Genomic DNA, 25,908 nt, shown 5'->3' with positions numbered 1-25,908 from the left:
GCGTCAGTCGCCGCGCACGAGGCGGTGCACCGCCGCCGAAGCACCGGATTCCGCAGTCAGGAAATACACGCCGCAAGGAAGTGATGAGACGTCGAAGGAAAAATGCCGCGCACCGCGCTCGACGGGTGTCGCTTCGAGCAGCGTGGTGACGAGGCGGCCGCAGGCGTCGTGCAGGCGCACCGTCGCATCCATACGACGGGGAAAAAACACCGCGAGCGAGGTGCGGCCGGCGGCCGGATTCGGTGCGGCGCTGATGACAATGCTTTCCACGCGCGGAGCATAGACAAGCCGTGCGAACGGGAGCATGGTGCTGTGTCCGTCGTAGTCGATCTGCCGCAACCGGTACAGAATATCACCAAGTGGATGGCGCGACAGCGGCAGCGGATCGATGAATTCGTAGCTCCTGCCGATACTGCACGAAGCACTGCCCTCGGCAAATCCGATGCTGGTCCAAGTCTCCCCGTCATGCGACCGCTGAATGTCGAAGCCGGCGTTGAGACATTCCGTCTCGGTGATCCAGCGCAGAACGGCAGCGCCTGCTTCTTCCTCGGCGGTAAAACTCAGCAGCCGTACGGGGATGAAGCCGCCCGCGTACAGGTAGCTCGCATAGATGTCGGTAAACACACGACCACCGCGGAGGTCGATCCACGCAAGTATCCATCCACCCATGCCGGTGGCCGTGAGTTCCACATCCAGTTGATCTCCCGACGCCACACACACCGCCACACCCGCGGCGCCCCAGACGCGTGATCCGCCGCTCTCGATGCGCTGCGCGTAGATGTTGTAATTGCCGCTGCGATTGTCGGCCCACGCGACCACGACCCCGTTTGAACCGTCCGGTGAAAGCCGCAGATGGTCCGCGTCCTGCGCCGACGGGCAGAGGTCGTAGCCGTTCAACTGCCATAACAGATTGCCCGCCGGATTCAGGCGTTGCGCGAAGGGCCGCACCGTATAGCCGAAGCGTGCATCGAGCCACGCGATGATGGCGCCGCCCGCTCCGTCACTCACGATCTCGGGCGAAAACTGATTGTCGGAAGCCTTGCAGATCGCCAGACCGTTGCTGAGCCATTGGACGCGCCCGGCGGAATCGATCAACTGCGCGTAGATGTCGGACATGGTGGCGCTCGCGCGCTGATCCTGCCAGACGATACAGGCGCCGGCCGATGACACGGGCGCGATGCGCGGAGACTTCTGTGCTCCCGTCGCGGTACAGAGTGGGACGCCGTCCGCATTCCAGAGCAGTGCTCCGACCGAATCGATACGCTGCGCATAGATGTCGGCACCGCTCGAGGGCGCGCGCCCGTCTTCCCACACGATCACGGCTCCCTTCATTCCATCAGCCAGAACCTGCGGCAATACCGCGGCCTGACTGCCTCCTGAGACACGCCGGCCCGCGTCGCCCCAAAGTATCATGCCGGTCGATGCGAGATGCTGCGCGTAGATGGTGAACCCGGTGCTGCGTGTGTCCTGCCACACGACTATCGCGCCTCCCTGTCCGTCGGACGCGAGCGCGGGATATTGCTGTGACCATGACACTGTGATGACAGGCACGCCGTTCAACGACCAGCACGGCACACCGCTCGAGTCGAGCCGCTGCGCGTACAGGTCGGCATCACCGTTGCGCGTGTCGTCCCACACGGCGATGACACCACCCGCGCCGTCGCTGATGATGCGGGGGCGTTTCTGCGCTCCCGGCATGATACAGACCGGTGTGCCGTCAACGCCCCATTTCGGTATGCCGATGGCCGACATTCTCTGCGCGTAGATGTCGGGGCTTCCGGACGTGCCGCGATCGTCCTCCCACACGAGTATCGAACCGCCCCGTCCGTCCGACACCATGTCGATGTTCCTCTGCGACGAATCGGCAAGGCAGACTGGGTTGTTGACGTCCGGCATGCCCGACCACTGTGCATGAAGGCACAGGGGCAGCGACAGGAGAAGAAGGAAGCCGGGAACGGTGCGTGGTGACATACGATTCCGCGAGTGAAGGTACTCGCGAAGTCTACAAAGAATTACGGACATTTTCCACAGCGCCGCACAAAACGCAGACGCCCGGTGCAGTCGAAACGGCACCGGGCGCATGCGAGGAGGAGCGCGCATTCGCGCGTTCGTAGGAGTATCAGATATTTTCGTCTTTTTTGATCGGGTTAAGATTCACATTGACACGTGTCCGCACGGTGTCGGAGGTCATCACCGCCGAGCCGGTCGCGACACCCGTTCCCGCGTCGCGCACCTGATCCGTCTCGAGTACGCGGATTTCATCCTCCGGCCGGACCGCGGATGTTCTGCCCCCTGCATCATTCCGCGTGGCACCTGTGACGGTGTTTTCGACAGGCGCCTGTGCGGGTGCGGGAGCTGCAGCGGCGGGTGCGACGGTTTCTTCCGTGGTTGCGCGCAGACTGTCGGCCGGGCCCGGATCGGGCGTCAGAAAGTACGTGGCGCCGAGTATGCCGAGCACCGCGACAGCTATCGACGTGATTTTTATCGTGGCAGCAGCGCCGAGCCAGGTGGATGCGCCGCCCGCCGCGGGGAGAGAAGCGGGTGTACCGGGCACCTGTTTCAGCATACCCGCAAGATGCGTCTGCAGAGCCCCCGAATCCGTGTGCATCCGTGCGCGATCACGCGCGAACACCTCGCGAATCGATCCCTCGGCCTGTATTGAACGCATAAGCGCTGGATCGCCGGCGGCAAGCCGCTCAAAGTCCAAACGTTCGGCCGGCGACAGGGCGCCGTCGAAGTATTTTTCAATCAGTCGTTCCATATTCATCGTGTTCATGTGTGTATCCTCGTCACGCTATTGAGCCGCCCAACGCCGGCATATCCAGGCGCTGTCCTTCCGCCATTGCGAGAACGGCGGAACGAAGTTTTTCACGTGCCCTGGAGGCGCGTTTCCAGATCGCCTCCGGACTCTTGTCCATCAATGCCGCTATTTCGCCGAGACTGTACCCGCTGTACACGTTCAAAACGAGTACTTCACGGTATTCGTGCGGCAACGAGTGCAGCGCGGCAAAAACGATTTCCTCCATCTCGGTTCTCTCATCACCCGATGACCGCGGATGCGAGTCTTCTTCCATTGTCGAAAACGGCGAGGTCCGCCGCCGGTATTTGATCGAGTTCAGACAACAATTGCGCACCATCATAAAGATGTACGCGGCCGGATTCTCGACACGCGACGGCGTGCGGCGCATGAGTATCACCTTTTCCCACACTTCCTGTATCACGTCGTCCGCTTGCTCCGCATTTCCAAGGAAGCGCAGGGCAAACATGTGAAGACGGCCGTTCAGGCGCTGAAAAAGCTCCAGAAACGCGTCATCGTCGCCGCCGAGATGGCGGTCCATGAGGGCCGCATCGTCGGACACTATGTGCGGTGCGCTCATTCGGGATTTCTGCTTTTTTGCCGTGGAAATGAAGAGAAACATTCTTTGAGGCCGGAGTTCCGGCTGCTGGTCGGAATCATGACTCATAAGGGACACAATTCCTGACAGCACGGAAAAAATAAATCCGGACCCGGGGTGTATCGCGGGACGCGATCTCGTTGTACTTTTGCACGGTCGGGTCATTTGTGATGCACACCATCCGCAACATACTGAACAGACGCGCTCTCATACGAATCGCACCCGCGTTTTTCTGGACGCTGACGTGCCTCCTCTCGGCCTGTGAAGACCGTCTGCCGAGCGATTGGGACGGCGTAGCGGGGCCGGACTCGCTGTCCGACAATGCCTTTGTGCTCGACGGCGACGGGTACAAATCCGGTGTGTTCAACCTGCAGCCGCGGAGCGCGCGCGCGTACTACTTCGCCTCCGACGATGTGACAAGCATCCTCAATGCCGACACCATTGTCGGACCACGCGGCGACCGCGTGGCGGTCGTGGTGCATCTCTCGGTGCCCGGCGGCGGGAGCGGAAATTTTTCCTGGTCGAACGCCCTGCAGGACCCCGCGGCGAAGTGCAAGGTGCGGATACTTATCGGGAACGTGGAATACGTGTCGATCACCGGAGCGACACAGATGCTGGTACTTTCTGATCCCATGTCGCGCCGCGTCCGTGGTTCCTACTCCGGCGTGATACAGAGCGGTGCGGGCAAACAGGTGATCCTGTCAAACGGACGTTTCGATGGCGCGTACTTCTGAAACACGCGCGCTGTGTGCGCTGGTTCTGCTGCTGCTGCCCGCGTGTATGCCCGGTCAGACCGGCAGGGATTGGACCGCCGGAGTCGAGTACTCGTTCGGCGTGCCACTGCATCTCGAGCGCCGCGACGGCCGCGTCTCGTGGTGCGACTGCGATCCAAAGGGATATTCGTCGAATCACGAAGCGAGTCTGTCGGGCGACGTGCGCTGGCCCGGGCTCTTTGCCGAGGGAGCGGGCCTGACTCTGCGCGGCGCGCTCGGTTTCTCTTCCGGACTTTTTACATCCGACCAGTACACCACCTCGCCCTTCTTCGATCCGCGCAGCAGCCGCGTGGTGACCGCGCTGGCACGTTTCGAAGCGCGCAGCGACGCACCCTTCGCGCGGCTCGAGGCGCTCGCTTCCATCGCGCTTACCGAATACGTCACGCTCGACGCCGGCCCGTGGATCACGCATCGTTTCGACGGCCGGACCTCGCTCACCGAATTCCTGCTCGCGCCATCCAATGCCGCCTTCCCCGAAAGCGGCACAACCACACGCGTGCTGCGCAGTGACGATGCACTCGCAGGGGCGCGGACGCACGGCGGCATCGCGCTCGCATTCCGCTTTGCGTCGCCCCTCAGCGGCACGACATCCATCGCGTGGAACATCCATTCGCGCGCCGATGCGGCGGCGCTCGGACTCGGTCTTGGCGTCAGGGCCTTCAGCATCGGCGCGGGGCTGTCCATCTCGCTGCATGGGGAACCCGAGGACGCGGAACCCGAACCGCTCGAACCCGCCCCGGTGGTGGTCGACACCGCCGCACCGCTTGCGCGCGCGGCACTCCCGCTCGAGGCCACCATACGGCTCTTCAGTGTCGGCGGCAACGGCGAACGGATCAGCAGAGCCATGGTGCGCACCGCACAGCAGTATTACCGGCAGAGCGCGCCGCTCATCCCCTTCGTGTTTTTCGACAAAAATTCGGCGCAGATCCCTGGTCGCTACGCGCAGATATCGCGCGCCACCCGCTTCTCGTTCTCGACGCGCCGCCTGATCCGCCTGCACGCCGCCGAGCAGTACTACCAGATCCTGAATGTCATCGGGCTGCGGCTCACTGAAAATCCCACGGCGTCACTGACGATTGTCGGATCGGCCTCGCCCGACGAGCCCGGCGCCATGGCCGAAGCGCGCGCCGAGGCGGTGCAGTACTATCTCCGCACCATCTGGGACCTGCCGGCATCGCGGATACAAATCGAAACACGTGTCGCACGCCCCGCTCGGTACACCAACCCGGCGCAGCTCCGGTGCGTCGAATTCCGCAGTGCGTCGCGCGCCGCCTTCGCGCCACTGACCACCGACTGGATGGTCGAGAATTTCATCACCACGCCGATCAATCTGGATCCGACAATCAGAAACGCCGAAGCCCTCCGCGACTGGTCGATCACGATCATGCACAAGGACAAGGAAATCGCGCGGTATTCCAGCGACGATGCCGCCGCGCAGCGCGATCTGGACGTCGGCCTTCTGTTCGGCGGCGGCGCAAATTCCGACCTGCCGCCACTCTACGCCCGCTTCGATGTGACCGATACCACGGGCACCATCATCACCGCCACCGACGCGCTGGGTTTCGCCTTCGCGGGCGATTCCACCGGCGGACGCGAGGTCGACGTCCGTTCCACATCGACCTATGTGATTCGCAGCGCGGATCTCGGAGCCAGCAGCGAAGGCCGCTCCACACGCGAGCTGCTGCGCGACATCGCCGCGCGCCTGAACAATGGCGACCGCATCGTCGTGCGCCCCGTGCTCGACGTCGGCGGCGCGGCGTTTGTCACCGCCGAACGCGCGCGGCAGGACGTACAGCACGTCGCCACGGGCCTGCTGATCGAACTCGGGAAAAAGGATGTCGCGATCTCCACGGACAGAGGAGCCCCGGTCACGGCACGCGAGCGCGAATTACCGGAGTTCGAGATCCTTTCCTCTCTTATTGCGATCACACTGGAACGGAATCTCGGAACGGCGGTGGCTGGCCCGCGCTGAGAGGGTCAGCGGCTCGTCAGGCGGCGGAACAGATCGAAGATGCTGCCGAGCAGCGTGATCGATCCGATCACAATCACGGATATCACCCAACTGCGCGCGGCGGTGTTCAGATCGTAGGAGCCCCAGTACGGGGTCGCGTGCCAGGGCGACGCAAAGCCGAGCCAGATGACGGTGAAGAACAGCACCGCTGTCACGGTCGCATGCAGAAGCAGAAAAAGCACGCGGTGGCGGAAGTCGAGCAGGGCCGTGATCTGATACTTGAAGAGAAAGATAAAAAACACCAGCACGCCGAGTATGCCCGTCGACACCGCCATCAACCCGTGCACGTCGGGATTCTCCTCGAAGAGAGGGAGATACGCGAGGCCGAACAGCACACCCGAAGTGACAGGCAGGCATAGCGACAACACGTAGATGTGCAGCAGCAGGATGATGCGCAGGCGTCGGTTGACGGCGGACGCGTCGGCCGCGAGCATTTCCACATGAAAGCGAGAAAAAAAATCGCGAAACGCGCGACGTCCCATCGGACTCATTTTCCGCTCCCGTCATCGGTTTTGGGCGGACTGTAGCTTTTCGCCGGATCGAGGTCCGCGGCGTAGGGGCCCGACCAGCTCGTGTCGAATACACGGGTGAGCCGCGACGCCAGAGCCCGGCCTTCGGCGATAAGACCGACATTCCGCGAGTCGTGAAAATAATCGGGCGACCAGTTGGCCGTGCCGATCCATGTGGTGCGCCCGTCCACAACCATGTATTTGCAGTGTTCGACACGCGCGAAGGAAATAAATCCTCGCGAATGCTGCGGGATGGATGTGAAGCGCACGCGCACGCCCTTGCCGACCAGCGCCTTGAGCGCGTTCTGCCGCGCGGCGCCCAGCGACCAGTTCGACACGAGCAGCCGTACAGTCACGCCGCGCGCGGCGGCGCGGCGCAAAGCAGCGTCGAGTGTCGTATCGTCCTTCGCGCCGTACGAAAGCACCTGCACACACACCGAGCGCCGCGCGCCGTCGATGATGCGCACGAGGGCGGGGAGATCCCACTCGGCGCCGCGCGGCAGGAAGGTGCGCGGACTGAAGACCGGCCGCACCGTCACGCTGCCGCCGCCCGCCACGCGCAGTCGCTGCGGCGCGCAATCACACGCGGGGGCGTCCCTGCGCGCGGCCGCCGTATCGTGCGCCGCGGCGAAGATCCAATCCATCTCGAACACCGATCCGAGTGCGCGGGCCAGCGGCGCGCTGCTGATCGACACACCCGTTTCGTGGATCTGCGACAGCGAGCGCCAGTCGAAATTCTGGCTTCCCAGAAACGCGCGCTCCCCGTCCACGACGAAGAACTTCGCGTGCTGCACCCCGCGGCCCGACAGGCGCGAAAAATCCAGAATACGCACATCCATATTGGCGGTGCGTGACCAGGCCTCGAGAGTCGACGGATATTTTTCCGCGAATTTTTTTTCGGCGATGACGCGAACGCGCACTCCACGCGCCGCGGCCGCCTCCACCGACGCGAGTACCGGCTCCAGCGCCTCTCCGGGCGCCGTCGCGATATAGAATTGTTCGATGTCGAGCGTCGCGCGGGCGCCGTCGATGAGGTTTTTCCACACGGCGGCCGTCCTTCCCGTGTAGGCGAGTCCCAGGACGGTCTCCTCCGGAACACTCTCGACCAAGTCGATGCGCGGCTGCTGCGCGGCCGCCCCGCTCCATGCGAGGAGAATGCCGATCAGGGCAGGCAGCGCTGCCGCGCGGAAGTGATGTCGTCGCAGAGTCATGCGATCCAGACCGTCTTTGTGTTCACAAATTCGCGGATGCCGTGCCACGACAATTCACGGCCGTATCCGCTGCGTTTGACACCTCCGAACGGCAGCCGCGGATCGGATTTGACGAGCCCATTGATACACACGCTGCCCGTCTCGATCGCGGCGGCGATGTGTTCCGCGCGGGCGGTATCCCTCGTCCACACACTCGCGCCGAGTCCAAAAGGTGTCGCGTTTGCGACCGCCACCGCCTCGTCGGCATCGGCCACACGCACAACAACCGCGACGGGACCGAAGGTCTCCTCGTCGTGTGCGGCCATACCGGGCGTCACGCCGCCGAGTACCGTCGGTTCGTAAAAATATCCGGACCCGGATATCCTTTTTCCGCCGTGCAGCAGGCGCGCGCCCGCCGCGAGCGTGTCGCGCACCTGCCTCTCGAGATCGTCCACAAGATCCGGACGCGCGAGGGGGCCGATATCCGTGTCGTCGCGCATCGGATCACCCACGCGGCGCGCGGCCATGGCGCGCACAAACAATTCCTCGAAACGCTCCGCGACCGCATCCATCACGATAAAACGCTTGGCGGCGATGCAGCTCTGGCCCGTGTTCAAACAGCGCGCCGCGGCAGCCGTGACGGCGGCCTTTTCGATGTCGGCGTCGTCGAGCACCATGAAGGGATCGCTGCCGCCGAGTTCAAGCACCGTTTTTTTCAACAGACTTCCGGCGAGCGACGCGACCGCCGCGCCGGCAGGTTCGCTTCCGGTCAGTGTCGCGGCGGTGATGCGCGGATGACGCAGCACATCGGCGACGCGCCCTGATCCGATGAGCAGCGAGCGGAACAGGCCGTCGGGAAATCCGGCCGCGCGGAACACCTCCTCGATGCGCAGCGCGCAGCGTGTCACGTTCGACGCGTGTTTCAGCACACCCGCATTGCCCGCCATCAGGGCCGGCGCCGCGAAGCGGAAGACCTGCCAGTACGGGAAATTCCACGGCATCACCGCAAGCACCGGACCGAGCGGGTCGTGCCGCACATACGCGCGGCTGCCGTCGGACACGGCCTCCTCTGGCGCCAGCATATGTTCGGCGTTGCCTGCATAATACTCGCACACCCACGCGCATTTTTCCACCTCGGCGCGGGCCTGTGTTATCGGTTTGCCCATCTCGCGTGTCATGGTCTGCGCATGGACTTCCGCATCGGCCCGCAGAGCTGCCGCGGCCGCCAGCATGTGACGCGCGCGTTCGTCGAAGGAGACGTCCTTCCACCCGGTGAAAGCATGATGCGCATCCGCGAGGATGGACTCGACCTCGGACGGAGTGTGCTCGGAAAATTCTTCGATGAGGAGGCCGGTGGCCGGATTGATCGACTGCATGGCGCCGGGAAATGGTGCGAGGAATGGTCCGTAAAAATCATCATCACCGCCGCGGAAAACAAAACCGCGCCGCGTCCGAAGCTCCGGAAACGGCATCGCCGCGCGCGGTTGCAAGTGGCCGCATGGCGACGTATTTTTCGCGGACACCGTTTCTGTCCACCAACAGGCAGTTCCCCCCATGAACACGCGTCTCTCCCTCCTCATCGCGGTCTCCCTGTTCCTACTCGCTCACAGCGCCACACAGGCGCAATTTGCCTTCGGCATGCAGAACTTCGTCGCGAAGGACGATGCCTACGCGAAAGTCAGCATCCCTGCGGCCACATGGTCCGAGATCGTCAAATCCGGCAAGGAGGGACTCACGGAGAAGGATGCCTGCCTGCTGCCGACAGCGGGCGGACAGCTCACCGGCTACCAGGCCGATTTTGACGGCGATGGAAAAGAGGAGATCTGGGTCCTCTATACCAACCAGGCGGCATCACCCGCCTGCAACGTGCTCGCCACGCTGGTGCCCGCCGGCGGCGGCTCGTTCCAGTTGCTCGACGTGCTGACGCTGCAGCCGGGTTCGGCGCTGATCCGTCCGATCAACACGCTGGACGAGGGCGTGCAGCTCTACGTGCAGAACACGTACACCCTGCCCGATGGAACACCCGAATCCAAGGGCCTCATTCTCGGGATGAAGCAGGGCCTGACCGTGATTCTCATTTCATGGACACAGAAAGACGGGATGATCGACGGAAAGAAAACGACGCAGTCGATTTCGGCGGCATTCTCCGACATCAACTACGACAATCGCAAGGAACTCTTCCTCGATTTCCGCACACATCCCGCCGGCACCAAGGCGTCGGACAAGAATCTCATCGACCGATACATCATCACGCTCGATTTCCTGCCGAACCATCTCCGCTACGGCATCTACGACTCGTCGGGCTTCGACAAGGTGAAGGAAGCCGACATGCTCGCAAAGACGGGCGAACGTCTGATGGCGCGCGAAGAGACCCGCGACGACGGCATCGCGAAAGTACGCGAGGCGCTGCGCGTCAATCCTTTCCTGACCAAATCGCGCGTGAATCTCGGCAAGTTCCTCCTGAACCTCGGCAAGTATTCCGACGCGGAAAAGAATCTGCTGGTCGCGCGCGAGTTCGACCGCGATTTCGCGAAGACACACAAACTGCTGGGCGACACCTACGTGCGTCTGAACGATCTGCAGAAGGCCCTCGAATGTTACACGACCTATCTTGACATGGTGCCGAAAAATTCGAACACACTCGATGTGCGGCAGGCCCGAATCAATGTGCGCCAGATCACGGTGTGGCGGAAGAAATAACACGCGGCACGGAACCTTGTTCCATACGGGGAAGTCATCGTGACTGATTTCAACTTCGCGACCGACGACAACGAGAACACCAAGACGGGGAAGAAGATCTACTCTTCCCCGTCTTTTTTCTCCGACGGATCAGCGCCACAAACGCCCGGCGAGAGCGCCGCGGCTCCCGAGGAGAAACGGCCGAGCCGCGACATTCCGTCCCCGCGGCCACCCGCCGCGCCCGCTCCCCCCGCCTCGGGATCGTCGGCAAAGGCACACGAACGGGCGACGCAGCCGGTTTCGGAAACACGTCCGCCAGCACCGCGGCCTGAACAACCCCGCTCGACGCACCAACCCGCGGTCGAAGGCATCCCCGCGCCGGGATCTGAAATCGTGGCGGATCCAGAGTCCGCGATTCGGCACCCGGCCGCGCCGTCTTTGATAGAGGAGAATCACATCCCATTCTCCGAGATCGAGGAACCCGGCATGCAGGACGAGGCGCCTCCGCCCCCACAGGGAGGACGCGCACCGATCTACGGCTTCCTCGCGATTATTGTGCTGTTGCTCAGCATCTCCTTTATCTGGTTTGTGAACCCCTTCCCCGATATCCGCGAGGGCTTCGAGGAATTGTTTTCGACCAAGGCGCCTGAAAAGGATCCGCGTTCGCCGCGCAGAAAAGCGCCGCGTTCGCGCGAAATGGACAAAACACACAACGCGGCGCCCGACGCGGCGCGAAAAGATTCCGCCCCGGCGCCGCCGACAGCGCGCGAGTGGGACTACTTCGTGCAGGTCGCCTCGCAGCCGCGCAATCCAAGTGCGCAGGTGGTGGCCAACGCGTTAAAGCGGCAGGGCTGGCCTGCAACGACAGAACCGGAATTCGTCCAGCGGTACAAACGCACCTATTACCGCGTGCGTGTTGGTCCGTATCCTGACCGCGGCACGGGCCTGCTCATGCGTGATTCGCTGCGCAGGCAGTATCGTGATGCATTTCTCGACAGTGCGCGCTACGATCCGACCGTCCCGGCCGTCGAGGGTCCTCCGGTCATGCAGCCCGAACTGGGCGGCGGCGGACAGAAACAGGCCGTGTCACCGCAGAGCGGGACGACACAGTCGTCCCCCGCCAAAGGTTTTGTCGTGCGTGTCGGGAGTTATCGCAACCGCGATGTTGCGGCTGGGGAGAAAAACCGGCTCGTGCAGCGCGGCTACCCCGCCAACATGGCAGTGTCGATGAAGACGGGAAGCGCCCTGTATGTGGTGGATGTCGGGCCGTTTTCCACACGGGCCGACGCTGAAAATTACTTGCGAGCTATCAGGAATTCGGTGGAAAAGGGGGCATTTTTGATCGAAATACCACAGTCGCAAAAAAAAGCATCGCCGTAAACGTTACTTTGCAACTATCTTCGGTGTCTTTCGAAGAATGGAAGGTTGTGCCCGCCCGTCCCCAGACCCGCAGCATTCCCGACCTCTCGCATCCCTGATCGAATAGGTCTTTTCCATAAAAAGGTCTACATTTCCTCCTTGCAGTCGCGCCGCAGCGACATCCAAAGCCCGCTTTCCGGCACAACATTCTCGCTCGCGGCGATACAGGAGTGCATTGGAACACATCCATGGAAATACGTTCACTCATTCATAGACAGATTCGAACCGGAATCGTGTCGATTTATTTCAACACCTGGAGGATTTCTTTCATGAGAAAAGCGTTACTTCTGGCGGCGCTCGTCGTGCTCGTTACGACGGGACGCGCGCAGCAGACGCATGTGCGGGTGCCCGAGCATCTCAAGTCGGCACTCATCAACATCCCCGTATCCGAAACCGCCCGTCCCGCGGCGGACTTGGCACTGGAACCCGCCCCTGCGCCTATGCGCAAGACCGCTTCCCAGCAGCCCCCGCGTGTCGCGAACGAGCTGTTCCAGATTGGTCTTATGGCCAACACGTTCGCAACAATCGGTTCCAACCGTCTTCAGATCGCCTGTGATCCCGCGACCAACACCGTGGTTGCGGTGCATCGCGGCAACGACCGCGCCTCCGCGAGCGTCGGCAACACGATCATCATGCGTTATTCTTCCGATCACGGCGCTACGTGGAGCGCACCGTCGACAAACGTCGCCACCTCCACATCGCCGCGTTATCCGAACGTCGGCATCTACAATCCGACGCAGTCCACCACGCCCGCCGACGCGAAGGTCGTGGTGCTGTGGCCGCAGGTTGTCCCGTATCCCGGCGTCGATCCGACCTGGGGCGAAGTGAACGCCCTCACGAGCACGTTTGCAGCGGGTAGTCGTCAGTACAAAAAATGGCCGACGCCTCCGAACTGGTCGATCCCGATGCAGATTATGGTTGCCAACGGCGCCAACAAGGTGTACACCTTCGCCGACGCAGTCGAGCCCTCCAACGGTCAGAGCACGGGCGGTTACCATCTGCTCGCATCGACCGACGGCGGCCTGACCTGGGAACCCGTGAATCCGAATCTCGATCCTTCCTGGTCCACCGCAAACATCCCGGCGGGCACAAGCGCGACGGGCATCTGCGCCGACGTGAGCCGTGACGGACAGAAGGTCATCTTTGCGTACATCGCAATCCAGCTCAATCAGGACGACACGTATAATTACATCAACGCGGAACACCGCATCGCCTACCTCGAATCCACCGACGGTGGCGCGACGTGGCCGGTCGATCCGAACTACATCAGTCTGCAGGACCTGCCGAACCTTCCGGCGCCGCTGAACGTGGACGCGGGCCAGGGCATCGCCCCGCAGCTTTCCGTCGGCGATCTCGACGTCGTGTACGACAAGTACGGCGAACCGCACTTCCTCGTGACGGCTTCGACGGATAACAACCCGTACAATCCGCTTGCATCGGCCGACAGCAATCAGTTCTCGATCACCCACGTCGACAGCACGTACCTGTGCGAAGTCGGACGTCAGGGTTCGAATTACTACATGAACCTGATCGCGCCGCTCCGTGAGATCCGCGGTTTCCGTGCATCGTATCAGCCGTCCGCGGGCCGCGCGGATGTGATCTATCACGAACCGCATTGGGCAGTGAACGTCGCGGGCGACAAAGTCTACGCAAAATGGGTGGAAGTCGACTCGACCTTGAAGCACCCCTATGCCGCGATTAATTCTCAGAATCAGCTCGTGCTCTTCTCCGATACGATCCGCAACGCGTGGGTCGCCGGTCGTCACGTCGACAGCCGCGGCGGCAACATGGGTTGGACCGCTCCCGCCAAGGTGACCAACAGCACCGAAGTGGACGTGAAGTACACGAAGCTTGCGCACTTCGCAGGCAATGGCGGTGAAATGCACATGGTCTTCACCGAGTGGGGTGTCGGCGAACGCGTCGACGACGATCCGAACAATTCGGACAACATCATGTGGTATGTCAAGGGTGTGAAAGTCGATGCGGTACTGAGCGTCGAAAAGATCTCGGATGCCCCGGGCGATTTCCGCCTCGCGCAGAATTATCCGAACCCCTTCAACCCGAGCACGACCATCGCGTTCACGCTGCCGCAGGCGGGTCACACGTCGCTGAAGGTGTACAACACCCTCGGCCGCGAAGTGGCAAGCGTCTTCGATCAGCAGCTCGAAGCCGGTTCGCATCAGGTGCTGTTCGACGCGTCGGCTCTGCCGAGCGGTGTGTACATGTACCGTCTCGAGAGCGGCCGCTTCACCACCGCCCGGTCGATGACACTGGTCAAGTAATCTGACGCCGGTCGGGAACACTCCCGACCGCGCACTGGACGGAGGCCGCCACGCGCGGCCTCCGTTTTTTTATTCCTGTGATGCGGAACTTGCGCATGTGATATTTTTTCCAGGCGACCGAATAATTCCCTGCAAGTAGATATGAAACATCGTAGATTTCAGCGTTCGGAATGTCCCTGAACCAACGCCGAGGTGCATGATGCCGCTCCTTCAGAGAACCCTCATCGTCGCAGTCGTTGGTGCGACACTGTGCGCCGGAGTTGCGCACGGTCAATGGAATTGGATCCGTACGGCCGGACCTGCGGCCGCGCCATGTACACAAGTGCACAAACATCCCGGCGGTGTGATCGTTCTGACCACCGCGTACGGACGCGTGTACCGTTCGACAGATCACGCGGAGTCCTGGCGCGACGCATCGACGGGGCTTGGCGGCAATTGGGCCACAAATATCGCCCGCGACCCCCTCACCGATCACCTCTATCTATGCACCGCGCTGAATGGCGTGTATGTATCAACCGATACCGCGCAGACCTGGACTTCCATCGGTCCTCCGAGTAAAAACATTGTCGATTGCGCCTTCCCGGGCGGCGGTGTGATAGTGGCCGCCTCAACGGACGGCATATGGCGCAGCACAAACAACGGATTCAGTTGGTCGCTGCGCACGAGTGGACTCGCTTCCACCGACATCCTCTGTCTCGCGACCAAACCGAATGGGCACATCTTCGCCGGGACTGCCGGCGGCGGCGTCTTCCGCAGTACTGATGCGGCCGATACGTGGCTGCCCGCCAACACGGGTATCACCACGGCGAGCATCACCGCGCTGCTGTTTGTTCCCACAAACAACCATCTCTACGCGGGCACCGCCTCCGGCGGCGTGCTGCAATCCAGTGACAACGGCGCGACCTGGTCGCAAGGAGGTCTTGTGCCGTATGTCGTGCAGCACCTCACCATGGGAGTGACGAGTCTGACCATACATGCCTCCACCGCGGGCAACGGGGTGTTCCAGAGCGACGACCTCGGGGTGACATGGTCGCAGATAGGCGCGGGAATCCCCAACGGCGATGTACGCAACGTGATACTGAATCAGCACGCGGATCTTGTCGCCGCCACCTACGGAAACGGCGTATGGAAGTCCTCGAACAACGGCGCCAACTGGTGGCCGAAGGACAACGGGCTCGACATCGCCTGGATGCGCTGTCTCGCGACGGATGCGGCCGGCGGACTCGTGGCCGGCGTACGCTTCGGCGGCCTCTTCCGCACAATAAATCAGGGCGCTCTGTGGCAGCGACACGGACTCGGCGGAGTCGATGTCGCCGCATTCGTCTCGCGCCTTCCCGACAGCACGTGGTTCGTGGCCGGCAGCAGGGGGCTCTCGCAATCAACAAACCGCGGTCTTACCTGGTCCCATTCCATGCCCGGATTTCGTTCACGCATGTGCAACGACATAGTGCTTGGCGCGGCCGGGCTCATCCTCGTGGGCGCATCCGACAGCGGCGTGTTTCGCACCGTGAACGACGGCGTGACATGGGCGCGTGCGACGGGGAGTGTTGCGTCGCGCGACGTGTCCTGTCTCGCAGCCGTCGGTGCGGGCACTTTCCTCGCGGGGTCGGCGCAGGTCGGAGGTCTGCACCGCTCCACCAACAATGGCGTTTCATGGACCGAAATCACCGGCGTGCCGTTCACCCGTGTGCTGCGTCTCGCTGTGCGCAGCGCCGACGGCGCGGTGTTCGCAGCCGGCAACGACGGCATCTACAGGTCGATCGACGGCGGTTCAACATGGACGAAGAAACTCCCGGCGCGGAGTGCGTTACAAGGTACCGCCTCGCTCGCGATCAACCAGGTCAACGGGCACATCTTTGCTGCATGGACTGATTCCGTCTTCACATCTGCCAACAGTGGCGACCGTTGGACAAACATCACCGGGGACCTTCCGCCGGGAACCATCACCACACTGCACGTCGCAGCGGACCAATACCTGTATCTGGGTAATCTGACCGACGGTGTGTACCGCTCGGGCGTGATGGTACCCGTGCGATTCACCGCCATCAGCGCTGTGAGAGACGGTCACGATGTCGCACTTCGCTGGAGTACCGCCGATGAGCGCAAGGCCGTCATTCACGAGGTCGAGCGCCGCGCCGCGGATGGTGCGGAGCCATGGACACCGGTCGCGGTGCTGCAGGCGCGCGGACGTGCGGCGGAATACGAAACACACGACCGCAATGCACCGAACATCGCGCTCGAGTACCGCGTCCGCGGTGTGGATGCCGACGGCACACACACGTATTCACCGATAGCACGCGTGCTTGGCATCTCATCGGAAAGTGGTATAGAAATCTTCCCGAATCCGGTCCCGTTACATGGACGTGCGGTCATTCGTTCAATGGTGTTGGATCAGGGCGCGGTGGTTCTGGACCGGCTCGGCCGTGAAGTGCTGCGCGTGAATCCGACATCGGGCGGCGTACTCGACGCGTCCGCGTTGCCGGGACCGGGACTGTATTTCATCCGTGCCAGACACGCTGCTGCGGGCACGGCGCGCGCGTTTGTTGTGCTTCCCTGAGGCACACATGCGGCGCGCGGTGCTTCGGCTCGGGGTGTGTCTCTGCCTGCTTCCGTGGGCCGCGGCCGCTGCCGACACGTGGTACGTCGACGCGCGCGCGGGCAACGACACCTTCGACGGGCGCACGCCCGCCTCGGCGTTCCGGAGTATCGCGCGCGTAAATCAGCTCGCGCTGAAGGGCGGCGACACAGTGTACTTCCACAGAGGCGACGTCTTCTTCGGCGAGATCGCGGCAAAAGCGGGAAGTCCGTCGCGGCCCGTCGTGTATGGCGCGTACGGCAACGGCGACGCGCCCGTGCTGTGCGGCGCGACGTCCCTTCCCGTCACGGGATGGACCTCCGCGGGCCGCGGGATATTTGTGCACGACAACGTGAGCATGACCGCGATGAACGACGGCGAGCCGGCCAACCTGTTTTTCAACGGCCGCGTGCTGACGCCGGCGCGGCACCCCAACGAGGGATACCTCGTCGCACAAGCCGTGACCGGCGGCAATCCGGGCAGCCACTGCTGCGAATACTCGCTCGTCTTCACCGACAGCGCGCTACGGATGCCGTTTCCACGCGCGACCGACCTCGTCGGCACACACGTCACGGCCTACGATCCCTACGGCGTCTCGACGCGTGAAATCCGTTCATACGATCCCGCGACCGGCAGGGCCGCGATGGACACACTGCGCGGCGCCGCGTTTATCGGGAATCGTTTGTATTTCCTCTCGGCGGGACTCGCCTATCTCGACGCGGACGACGAATGGTATTACGACGCCGCGGCGCGCCGGCTGTGGGTGCGATTCGCGGGAGGCAGGCCGCCGGCCGCGGGCGACACCCTGCTCGCGAGTTCGACGTCGTTCGGCATCAACGCCTGGCAGACTCCGCACATCGTGGTGCGAGATATCTCGTTCCGCAATCAGAAAATCGCCGGGATCTGGTGCATACGTTCCGACGATGTGACCATCGAACGCTGCCATTTCACCGGCATGAAACACGGCGTGCAAGTGTGGGGCAGCGGCGGTCCGCCCGAAGTGCGCGTCCGTCTCGTACGCGTCATCGGGTGCCGCTTCGAGCACACGCTGCGCACCGGCATCGACGCGCGCAACCTCGAGGAAGGCACGCTGCGCGGCAACACATTTTCGGACATCGGTATACGAAATGCGCTGGGTCAAAACAGCAAGCCCGACCAGTGGCGCGGCTACGGGTATTACGACTACGGGATCGGCATACAAGCGAGCGGCATCAACACCGTCATCGAGGAGAACCGCATGCTGCGCTGCGGCAGGCAGGGCATCACGGCGGGAGGTCCGGGCGTACATGTGCGCGGCAACGTGATCGACGAACCGTGCCTGTCGTACAACGACTGCGGCGGCCTGATGCCGCTGGGCGCGAGTGTGCACGAGGAGAACATCGTGCGGTCGAGTTACGGCCCCTTCCCGCAGTTCGCGGCGAATGGCGCGCGCGGCATATATCCGGATTTCCGCAGCGGCGACACGATTCGGAACAACACCGTGATCGGCGTGGTGGTCGGCATCGGTCTCACCAATGCGAAGCAGGAACACGTCACGCGCAACACCGTGTACGGCGCGCGCGTGGCCGCGTTCACCATGAACCGCAAAACTCCGGGTCCGCTCCAGAACACCGTCACATCCAACACGTTTTTCTCCGTCGATCCTCTCGCCTGTTCCCTGCGCTGGGAAAATTTCCTCATGGAACCCGACGCGAGCGACATCGACAGCAACCGCTACTGGAATCCGTACACCGAATTCCCCGTCGTGCGGCAGAAACCCGATTCGTCATCGGGCGAACTGCTGTGGGATCTGCGCGGCTGGCGCGGGACGGGACACGACCGCAACACCACGGCGGGCTTCGCGACCCTCCCCCACGAGTACCGCGTGTTTGACACGCTCGGTGTTTCGCTCGTCGCAAATTCCACCTTCGAAACGGGGCTGCAGGGCTGGTTCTTCTCCGACAGCGCCAGCATTGTCGAGGGCGTGCTCGACGGCCGCTGCGTGCGCCTGAAAAAAAACAGCACGGGCGGCAAGACGTTCTGGACGATGCTGACGCAGCGGCTCGACACCGCGAACACCTACCTCGTGCGTTTCAGCGTTTCGGATCCCTCCAACATCGGACGCGTGGCTATACGTTTCCGCGAGGACGCCGCGGTGTGGAACGTGCTGCACGAGCGTCTCTTCCTCACCACACGCGCGCGGCGCGAGTACGCTTATGTCTTCCGGCCGAAGGCACAGGTGCGCGCGCGACTCGAGTGTGTCTCGTCGAACTCGCAGTACTGGCTCGACAACATTGTGGTGACACGGGTGAACGCCGCGTTGCTGCCGGTCGATTCCCTTTTCCCGATCCTCGTCAACGAAAGCGGGGCCGCGCGGCGCATTGATGTGCCCCGCGGTGTGTACGTGGATCTCGACAGCAATCTCGTGCGGGGCTCCGTGGTGCTGGCGCCCTACTCGTCCGTCATACTCGTCGCGCGCGACGGTCCCGCCGCTCTCGCGCCGCCACCCGCGCCTCGCGTGCCGCGCATCACGCTGTGGCCCAATCCCACGCGCGGTGCGGTCGAGATTCTGGCCGATGTCCCGGGCGTACACACGGCGGTGCTGTACGACGCGCTCGGGAGGCGTGCCGCCGACATCACCGCGCTGCTCGAGATCGACGGACGCGGCACCTTCGACACCTCCACACTCCCCGCCCCGGGCATGTACATACTCGAAGTCTGCGACACACACGGCGGGCGGCACTTCACACGTTTCCAGCGACTCTAGGGACGTCTGCAATATTTGCAACATCGTCTCTCTTTGTCCTTTTATTCGGGGGAGGCGGGGGAAATATTTGTGTTTACGATCGAAACACACGATCCCGCCCTCATTGTACGGAGAGACCTGTTTCCCATGCACCGGTTCCTGATGGTACTTCTACTCGTCCTCCTCGCCCCGCAGCTCCGCGGGCAAGCACCAGTCGATTACCGCGATGTCGGCCTGGTCATCAATGACAACGATTCGAATTCCGTCGCCATCGGCGAGTACTTCGCGCAGAAGCGCGGACTGCCCGCGCGCAACATCATCCGCGTCCGTGTCCCCGCGAACGAGACGATCAACGACAGTGTTTTCACCGTCCTGCGCGCGCAGATCGAGCAGTATCTCACCGGCACGCGGCTGGTCGATTCGCTCAATTATCTCGTGCTGACAAAGGGACTGCCGCACCGCGTGGACAGGGGCGGCACGGGGGGCGATCTCAATTCCAGGTCCGCGTCTGTCGACGCCGAACTCATGCTGATCCTCGGGCAGTGGAGCACACACATCGGGCAGGCGACACTGATAGTGCCGCCCAGTTCCATCCGTGTGCATCCCTATTTCCGACAGACCGAGCACTACGCGCGCAGGAAAACCATTCCGAACAACTCCACATTCTACGACATGTTCCTGGTGACGCGCCTCACCGGCCTGACACGCGCCGACGTCTTCGCGCTCATCGACCGGAGCGGACCGTTCACAATGGTGAACCGCGACAGCGCGCAGTTTGTGCTCGACATGGATCCCGTGCCGATCGACGCGACGTACAACAACAATCTTCCGGCGGCCGCGCAGATACTCCAGAGCCGCGGCTGGCGCGTGCTGCTGAATCGCGATTCGATCTACGTGACACAGCAGCGCTCCGTTCTCGGCTACACGAGCTGGGGATCGAACGACCATTTCGATCACCACTACGCGCAGTTCGCGCGACCCGCGAACACGTGGCTGCCCGGATCCGTCGCGGAGACCTACGTGTCGACCTCGGCGCGGAATTTCACTCCCGGGCAGACTGCCGGCCAATCGCGCATCGCCGATCTGATCGCCGAGGGCTGCACCGGCGCAAGCGGCTACGTCTTCGAGCCGTTCAGCGTGGCGCTGACCTGGGTGAACACCCTGTTCGACCGCTACACCTCGGGATACAATCTTGCCGAAAGTTTCTACATGGCGAATCCGACGATGTCGTGGATGGCTGTCGTTGTGGGCGATCCCAAGACCTCGATCATTGCAGCGCGCCCGCCCGTGCCCGCGCCGATGATCGAGGCGCCCACGGCGGTCTGCGCGGGCGACGCCCCGACCTTCATCGCGCGGGGCGCGCTCGACGGAAACATGCTCTGGTTCGCGGGCGATTCAAACGCGGTGAAGGCGGCCGGACTGCCGTACGACGAGCGCCATCCGCTGTGGATAGGCCGCGATTCGCTGCTCTCACGCGTGATGCCCGTGCCAGGCTCACACACGATCAGCTTCTTCAACGAAAACTTCGTCGGGCGCGGGTGGGCGCAGCATACAGTGACAGTCGCCGAGAAACTCGCGGCCGGCTTCACGACGGATCACGACACGGTGTACCTCGACGAGGGTGGACGCGTGCTGTGCACCGACACCACGCGCGGGGCCGTCACACAGTCGTGGAATTTCGGAGATGGTACTCCCCTATCCACAGGCGCCGCGGTTACACACACCTTCGATCGCATCGGCGTGTTCACCGTCACGCTCGAGACGTCGAACGGTCCCTGCACCGGTCGTGTGACGCGTCTGGTGCGTGTGATGACAGGACGCACAGGCCTAGAACAACGCGGCGCTCCCGCGGCCGCGCCACGCATACTCGGCTGCACGCCGCACCCCGTCGATGGCCGCGCGACCATCACGCTCGAGCTGCCGCGCGCGGGTCTCGCGGACCTGCGCATCTTCGACGCGCTGGGCCGCTGTGTCGCGCGTCACACCCTCGAGCAGGCAACACCCGGTGTGTCCACGTTTGTGTGGGACGCCGGCGGCGCCGCGCCGGGATTGTACCGGATCACGGTCTCGACCGCGGCCGGATCGGCGGCGCGCACCCTCATCGCGCGCTGAAACACGCGCGGCGCGCGGATCAGTACTGCTCGTCGTCGAAAAAGAGACTGACGTGTCCGATACTCGGGACCGCGCGCAGGTCGCGGATGAACTCCTGATTGCGGTCGGCGTCCTTCACGTGTACGTAATACGACAGCTCCATGGCCTCGCTGCCGCCCCGCGCGGTGACGTCCACCATGCGGTGTTTGCGGCAGTAGCGCTCGATGACGTCGAGATGCGCCGTCGATGCCGCATCGCCGCCCTCGAGTGAGATGCGCAGCAGATATTCCCGGCGGCGTCCGGCGGTGGCGGGCATACGCGACAGCAGCATGATGACCGCGCCGATGAAGATCGTGCCCGTCACGGCTATCGCGTGTGATCCCGAGCCGGCGGCAAGTCCGACGCCGAGCGCGAAGAAAATAAAGACGATGTCGATCGTGTCCTTCACGGCGGTGCGGAAACGGATAATGGACATTGCGCCGACGAGACCGAACGCGCGCGCCAGATTGTTGCCGATGATCATTATCACGAGCGCGGTGATCAGCGTCAGCAGCACGAGCGAGTTGAGGAAGGAGGGCGCGTATCCTGAGCCGTTCGCGGTGCGCCGGTACACAAAGGCGATGGCGAGTCCGCACAACAGCGCCAGGACGAGGTTCCAGAGGATGTCGCCGGGCGACGAGGGGAAGAGATCGAGCGATTGGAAGTCGGAAAACACGTGGTGACCCGTTGATCAGTGTACGGGGAAGAGCCATTCGTGCACGGCGGCGGGCCCGCTGCCTGCACTGGCGGGAAGCGAGGCGCGGAGGCCGCCGGGCGTGCTCGTGATGGCATCGTAACAGAGGGTGTACTTCGAAAGGGCGCGGCGTTGCAGTCCGAAGCGGAACAGAATTTCGCGCAGCCAGCCGGGCATGCCGTGTTCGAACTTCACCTCGAGCGTGCAATGGCGGCGCATCGCGGTGAAGGACACGCCGTCCTCGAACAGCGCGGATGGCAGCGGGGCCGGCGCGCCGCGCAGGTTCTTGTCGAGCGTGATGCGCAGACTCGGCTGCACCCGCCCGAGGAAGGGCTCGCGTTCGTACACAACAAGCACGACGGGCCTGAGCCGGAGCATACGGCAGCGGCCGAGAAACATGCCGATGCCGTCCGCGTCGGCGTTCTGCGGCATCGGCTGCGGCGTGCCACCGAAACCCTCGCCGTTGCTGTACAACGAGGGGAGATCCTTCAGGGCCAGCCGCGCGCGGAATTTCGAGACGCGGCTTCCCTCCTTGCGTTTGATCTCCAGGAAGGCGGCCGCCTCGGGATCGTACTGATTGTAACTGCGGATGCGATACTTGCGCCGCGCGCGCACTCCTTCGATCTTCTCGCGGTACGCGGCCATGTCGGGCGTGTCGAGATACACCGAGCGCACGGTGTATTCACCCTGCCCCGTCCTGGCCGCGTAGGGATCGAGCACCGTGTACGGCAACAGCGCCTCGCGCAACGCGTCGATGCGATCGACGGGCACGAGGTACTTGTATTCGCACTTCGAGGGAATCACCGGCCCCTCGTCCAATCCTGCACCGTCCTGCGCAGATACTCGCCGAGCGACACGTCGCCGCAGGCGATGGTGCAGCGCAGACGTGTTCCCGCGGGCGGCAGCATCGACACGGCGCGTACTTGCGCCGCGGCGATCACGAACATCTCGCCCGCGATGGTCTGCGCGCCCTCGCCCGCGCGTGTGATGCGCGCGGTGCCGCTCATGTCGGTGCCGCGCAGCGAAAGACGCACTTCCTGATCCGCATGCAGATGCTGCGCGTGTGCGATGCGCACCGGAAGCAGCAGGGCGCTGGCGCTGGTGTCCTGCACGACGAGCAGCGTGTCGGGCGACCATGATGCGCGCACGAGACCGCTGAGGGGCGAGACACGCACGAGCCGCATCAAACGCCGGCGCAGCGCCTCAATCTCGGCGCGGCGGGCGTCGATCAAGGCGGCGCGAGCCTGCTGCTCCTCGCTCTTCATGCCGGTCGACACCACGTCGAGCTGCGCGCGCGCGATGTCGATGCCGATGCGCAGCAGAGCGAGCCGGTCGCGCGAGATCTGGAACTCCTGATCCGAAATTGCCTGCCGCCCGTGTAATTCCATGTTCCGCGCGTGTATGGCCTGCTGCTCCTCGAAGGCCGTGCGCGCGTAATTCACCTGCCTGGTCGCCTGCTCCACCGTCGCCGGCTTTTCGCCCGTGCGCGACACGTCGAGTGTGGCGCGGGCCACGGCAAGATCGCCCTCCAGCGCCGCGAGCTGCTGCGCGAGTTCGGGCGACGACACCCAGCCCACCGTATCACCCGCCTGCACGGCCGCACGCGACCGTATCGACGGCGAGAGCTGAAAGGTCATGGCATCACCGCGGGCCGCTTCCATAAGCGCATACTCGCCCACGCTGCCGCGTTCATTGTCGCGGAGCACCGACTGGATCTGCCCTCCCGCTCCGCGCAACAACACCCACTCCTTCGACGGCAGCACGATGCCCGTGGTTGTGATCGTGTACGGCACACTGATGGGCAGCACGAAGGCGGCCGCCAGAATGCATAGGACAAGCGCGCCGATCGTGTAGGTTCTTTTCTGTGATTTCATGTGTGTGACATCCCGCGTTCCGCGTATGCCGCCCCGAGTGCGGCTGCGGCGGACCGGTTCTTATCTGCTGAGTACCAGTGTCTGCAGCCGCACGCCTGCAGTGCTTTCAAGCCGGCAGAAATAGGTGCCTGCCGATGCGGGGCGTCCCGAGGCGTCGAGACCGTCCCATGCCGCGGTGAAACTGCCCGGACCGCGCGACGACTCGGCCAGCGTGCGCACCATACGACCGAGCGCGTCGTAAATCACGAGCCGCCCCGTTGCGTCCGCCGGCAGGTCGAAACGCAGTCCCGTCGTGCCGTGAAAAGGATTCGGAGCGGCCGCGTCGAGATGCAGGGTGCGTGCCGCGGCGGGGACGTCGTCCGTGCCCGTCACAAGCGCGGCGAGTCCGGGATAGTCCTTCCCGTACCGCAGAGAACGCGCGATCTCGCGGCTGTACTGGTAGTCCCACACGATGGTGCCGTCGCTGCTCACTTCCAGAAGATGCCCCGCCGTCGCCTCGGTGATGTGGGTGTTGCCGTTCGGAAGACGCTGATTGCCCCCGAGATGTGTCGAATAAAAAAGTGTGCCGTTGGAATAACTCCACACGGGCGAGGCGGGTCCAAACGCGGTCCCGGTCGTCTTCAAGAACCGGCCCTCGGCGTCGCGGGGAGGCACGATTTCGACGATGGTGGACGCGCGTTTGCTCGCGCCGTTGTTGAACGCCAGTATGTGTCCCTCGCCGGGAAGGCCTTTCGGAATCCACCACGAACAGTGCACCACATCAAAGACGGTGGCGCCCGTCGCGCCGTAATTCGACGGCTTGCCCCAGCGGTACAGGATGTCGCCGCCCTTTCCGTGCCGTCCACCCGTGCGGCCGCGCGCTTCCTCGGTTGTGGTGCTGTGATCGATTACGTAGAACTCGTTCATAAAATGTGACGAGATCACGATCAAGTCGTCCTCGGCATTGTAGCTGACGCCGTTGATGTGCAGCCAGTCGCCGCCGCCCGGACCACCACCCACCGAACCGAGGTTGATGTTAAGACGCCCGGGGTTCTCGGAGATCACGCCGTAGTTCGGTTTTGCCGGATCTTTGTCCTGCACGAGATGGTCCCACGCGTGCCATTCCCACACGATCTCGCCGGTGGTAGCGCCCGTCGGTTTCACCTCCACGAGATGGTCCGGCCACATCGTGGCCGCGTTGCTGCGCCCCAACGCCGTGGCTTCGGCCGCGGTCTTCGACTCCCACGCGATCAACACCACGTTGCCGTTGGGCATGGGACAGATGTCGTGATGTGCGATGTAGGTCGGGCCCGAATAGATGTACGACCACACGACCTTGCCGCTCCAGTCGGTCTGGTGAATCAGTCCCGAATACGCCGCGCCGCGCAGCACGGCCGATCCGTACGTGGCGGGTCGGATGATGTTGCCGTTGGGGAGCAGATACACCGAGTAGCCGCCGCTCTGCGCGTTCGTCCACGTCTTGACCGTCGTGCCTTTCATGTCGATCAGGTACGTGCTGCGGCTGTTTGTGGGATTAAACAGCGTGTAGCCCTCGTAGGCCGTCTGCGAGACGAGCGGCGCCGCGGTGATACACAGCAGGATGGCGCAGAATACCAACGCCGTCTGGATGTTTCGGGAATGTATGATGGATGACATCGCGGACAGAATAAAGG

At 63.3% G+C, this 25,908-nt stretch carries 18 protein-coding genes; 8 read left to right on the top strand and 10 right to left on the bottom strand.

Translation table 11 applies throughout. The features are described from left to right. Positions 1-3 precede the first annotated feature (3 nt). The 3 genes from HY962_12095 to HY962_12085 all read right to left on the bottom strand — a co-directional run bounded on the left by HY962_12095 (position 4) and on the right by HY962_12085 (position 3,377). A complete protein-coding gene (locus HY962_12095; GenBank protein MBI5647662.1) occupies positions 4-1,971 on the bottom strand; it encodes a T9SS type A sorting domain-containing protein in 1,968 nt (655 codons plus the stop codon). A 148-nt stretch (positions 1,972-2,119) separates the two neighbouring features. Next, positions 2,120-2,776: a hypothetical protein gene (locus HY962_12090; GenBank protein ID MBI5647661.1), complete on the bottom strand. Its 657-nt coding sequence runs from the start codon at positions 2,774-2,776 to the stop codon at positions 2,120-2,122. A 13-nt stretch (positions 2,777-2,789) separates the two neighbouring features. Then, complete coding sequence (locus HY962_12085) at positions 2,790-3,377, bottom strand: RNA polymerase sigma factor (protein MBI5647660.1); 588 nt, start codon at positions 3,375-3,377, stop codon at positions 2,790-2,792. Between the two features lie 188 nt (positions 3,378-3,565). Between HY962_12085 and HY962_12080 the strand changes: the two genes are divergently transcribed. Further along, positions 3,566-4,129, top strand: coding sequence for a hypothetical protein (locus HY962_12080; GenBank protein MBI5647659.1), 564 nt, complete (start codon positions 3,566-3,568; stop codon positions 4,127-4,129). Then, entirely contained in the window at positions 4,113-6,140 is a 2,028-nt protein-coding gene (locus HY962_12075) for a hypothetical protein (GenBank protein ID MBI5647658.1), read from the top strand. The genes HY962_12080 and HY962_12075 overlap by 17 nt, the downstream gene beginning before the upstream one ends. A gap of 5 nt (positions 6,141-6,145) precedes the next feature. Here the strand turns inward: HY962_12075 and HY962_12070 are convergent, their stop codons facing one another. Genes HY962_12070 through HY962_12060 form a run of 3 tightly spaced genes read right to left on the bottom strand, consistent with a single transcriptional unit; the run spans position 6,146 to position 9,254 of the window. After that, positions 6,146-6,670, bottom strand: a complete 525-nt coding sequence (locus HY962_12070; GenBank protein MBI5647657.1) for a hypothetical protein — start codon at positions 6,668-6,670, stop codon at positions 6,146-6,148. Further along, complete coding sequence (locus tag HY962_12065; GenBank protein ID MBI5647656.1) at positions 6,667-7,899, bottom strand: phospholipase; 1,233 nt, start codon at positions 7,897-7,899, stop codon at positions 6,667-6,669. Before HY962_12065 ends, HY962_12070 begins: the two co-directional genes overlap by 4 nt. Further along, positions 7,896-9,254, bottom strand: coding sequence for an NAD-dependent succinate-semialdehyde dehydrogenase (locus tag HY962_12060; protein MBI5647655.1), 1,359 nt, complete (start codon positions 9,252-9,254; stop codon positions 7,896-7,898). The genes HY962_12065 and HY962_12060 overlap by 4 nt, the downstream gene beginning before the upstream one ends. 178 nt (positions 9,255-9,432) lie before the next feature. Here HY962_12060 and HY962_12055 point away from each other — a divergent pair, with 178 nt between their 5' ends. The 6 genes from HY962_12055 (at position 9,433) to HY962_12030 (ending at position 21,670) form a co-directional block, all read left to right on the top strand. Beyond that, the gene (locus tag HY962_12055) at positions 9,433-10,578 is read left to right on the top strand and encodes a tetratricopeptide repeat protein (GenBank protein ID MBI5647654.1); all 1,146 of its coding nucleotides are present in this window, start codon (positions 9,433-9,435) and stop codon (positions 10,576-10,578) included. 39 nt (positions 10,579-10,617) lie between these two features. Next, positions 10,618-11,937 (top strand): SPOR domain-containing protein, encoded by a 1,320-nt coding sequence (locus tag HY962_12050; GenBank protein MBI5647653.1) that lies wholly within the window; start codon positions 10,618-10,620, stop codon positions 11,935-11,937. A 308-nt stretch (positions 11,938-12,245) separates the two neighbouring features. Further along, positions 12,246-14,258: a T9SS type A sorting domain-containing protein gene (locus HY962_12045; protein MBI5647652.1), complete on the top strand. Its 2,013-nt coding sequence runs from the start codon at positions 12,246-12,248 to the stop codon at positions 14,256-14,258. 196 nt (positions 14,259-14,454) lie between these two features. Then, positions 14,455-16,815, top strand: coding sequence for a hypothetical protein (locus HY962_12040; GenBank protein MBI5647651.1), 2,361 nt, complete (start codon positions 14,455-14,457; stop codon positions 16,813-16,815). Positions 16,816-16,822: 7 nt separating this feature from the next. Beyond that, positions 16,823-19,579, top strand: coding sequence for a right-handed parallel beta-helix repeat-containing protein (locus HY962_12035; GenBank protein MBI5647650.1), 2,757 nt, complete (start codon positions 16,823-16,825; stop codon positions 19,577-19,579). Positions 19,580-19,705: 126 nt separating this feature from the next. Then, the gene (locus HY962_12030) at positions 19,706-21,670 is read left to right on the top strand and encodes a TIGR03790 family protein (protein MBI5647649.1); all 1,965 of its coding nucleotides are present in this window, start codon (positions 19,706-19,708) and stop codon (positions 21,668-21,670) included. A 19-nt stretch (positions 21,671-21,689) separates the two neighbouring features. Here HY962_12030 and HY962_12025 read toward each other — a convergent pair whose 3' ends face one another. The 4 genes from HY962_12025 to HY962_12010 are packed head-to-tail and all read right to left on the bottom strand — an operon-like array spanning position 21,690 to position 25,891. Then, positions 21,690-22,364 carry a DUF4956 domain-containing protein gene (locus HY962_12025; protein MBI5647648.1) on the bottom strand — a complete coding sequence of 225 codons (675 nt, stop codon included), beginning with the start codon at positions 22,362-22,364 and terminating at the stop codon, positions 21,690-21,692. Between the two features lie 15 nt (positions 22,365-22,379). Next, the gene (locus tag HY962_12020) at positions 22,380-23,186 is read right to left on the bottom strand and encodes a polyphosphate polymerase domain-containing protein (protein ID MBI5647647.1); all 807 of its coding nucleotides are present in this window, start codon (positions 23,184-23,186) and stop codon (positions 22,380-22,382) included. Beyond that, positions 23,183-24,256, bottom strand: coding sequence for a hypothetical protein (locus HY962_12015; GenBank protein ID MBI5647646.1), 1,074 nt, complete (start codon positions 24,254-24,256; stop codon positions 23,183-23,185). Before HY962_12015 ends, HY962_12020 begins: the two co-directional genes overlap by 4 nt. A gap of 60 nt (positions 24,257-24,316) precedes the next feature. Beyond that, the gene (locus HY962_12010; GenBank protein MBI5647645.1) at positions 24,317-25,891 is read right to left on the bottom strand and encodes an aryl-sulfate sulfotransferase; all 1,575 of its coding nucleotides are present in this window, start codon (positions 25,889-25,891) and stop codon (positions 24,317-24,319) included. Between the last annotated feature and the right edge of the window lie 17 nt (positions 25,892-25,908).

It is taken from the genome of Ignavibacteriota bacterium (genome assembly GCA_016218045.1).
In the GTDB taxonomy this organism is placed as follows: Bacteria; Bacteroidota; Ignavibacteria; order SZUA-365; family SZUA-365; genus JACRFB01.
This window is presented reverse-complemented; position numbering and strand designations above follow the sequence as displayed.

Coding starts and splice junctions, on each gene's coding strand:
- HY962_12095 (MBI5647662.1), bottom strand. CDS start 1,971: ATGTCACCACGCACCGTTCCCGGCTTCCTTCTTCTCCTGTCGCTGCCC.
- HY962_12090 (MBI5647661.1), bottom strand. CDS start 2,776: ATGAACACGATGAATATGGAACGACTGATTGAAAAATACTTCGACGGC.
- HY962_12085 (MBI5647660.1), bottom strand. CDS start 3,377: ATGAGCGCACCGCACATAGTGTCCGACGATGCGGCCCTCATGGACCGC.
- HY962_12080 (MBI5647659.1), top strand. CDS start 3,566: ATGCACACCATCCGCAACATACTGAACAGACGCGCTCTCATACGAATC.
- HY962_12075 (MBI5647658.1), top strand. CDS start 4,113: ATGGCGCGTACTTCTGAAACACGCGCGCTGTGTGCGCTGGTTCTGCTG.
- HY962_12070 (MBI5647657.1), bottom strand. CDS start 6,670: ATGAGTCCGATGGGACGTCGCGCGTTTCGCGATTTTTTTTCTCGCTTT.
- HY962_12065 (MBI5647656.1), bottom strand. CDS start 7,899: ATGACTCTGCGACGACATCACTTCCGCGCGGCAGCGCTGCCTGCCCTG.
- HY962_12060 (MBI5647655.1), bottom strand. CDS start 9,254: ATGCAGTCGATCAATCCGGCCACCGGCCTCCTCATCGAAGAATTTTCC.
- HY962_12055 (MBI5647654.1), top strand. CDS start 9,433: ATGAACACGCGTCTCTCCCTCCTCATCGCGGTCTCCCTGTTCCTACTC.
- HY962_12045 (MBI5647652.1), top strand. CDS start 12,246: ATGAGAAAAGCGTTACTTCTGGCGGCGCTCGTCGTGCTCGTTACGACG.
- HY962_12040 (MBI5647651.1), top strand. CDS start 14,455: ATGATGCCGCTCCTTCAGAGAACCCTCATCGTCGCAGTCGTTGGTGCG.
- HY962_12035 (MBI5647650.1), top strand. CDS start 16,823: ATGCGGCGCGCGGTGCTTCGGCTCGGGGTGTGTCTCTGCCTGCTTCCG.
- HY962_12030 (MBI5647649.1), top strand. CDS start 19,706: ATGCACCGGTTCCTGATGGTACTTCTACTCGTCCTCCTCGCCCCGCAG.
- HY962_12015 (MBI5647646.1), bottom strand. CDS start 24,256: ATGAAATCACAGAAAAGAACCTACACGATCGGCGCGCTTGTCCTATGC.
- HY962_12010 (MBI5647645.1), bottom strand. CDS start 25,891: ATGTCATCCATCATACATTCCCGAAACATCCAGACGGCGTTGGTATTC.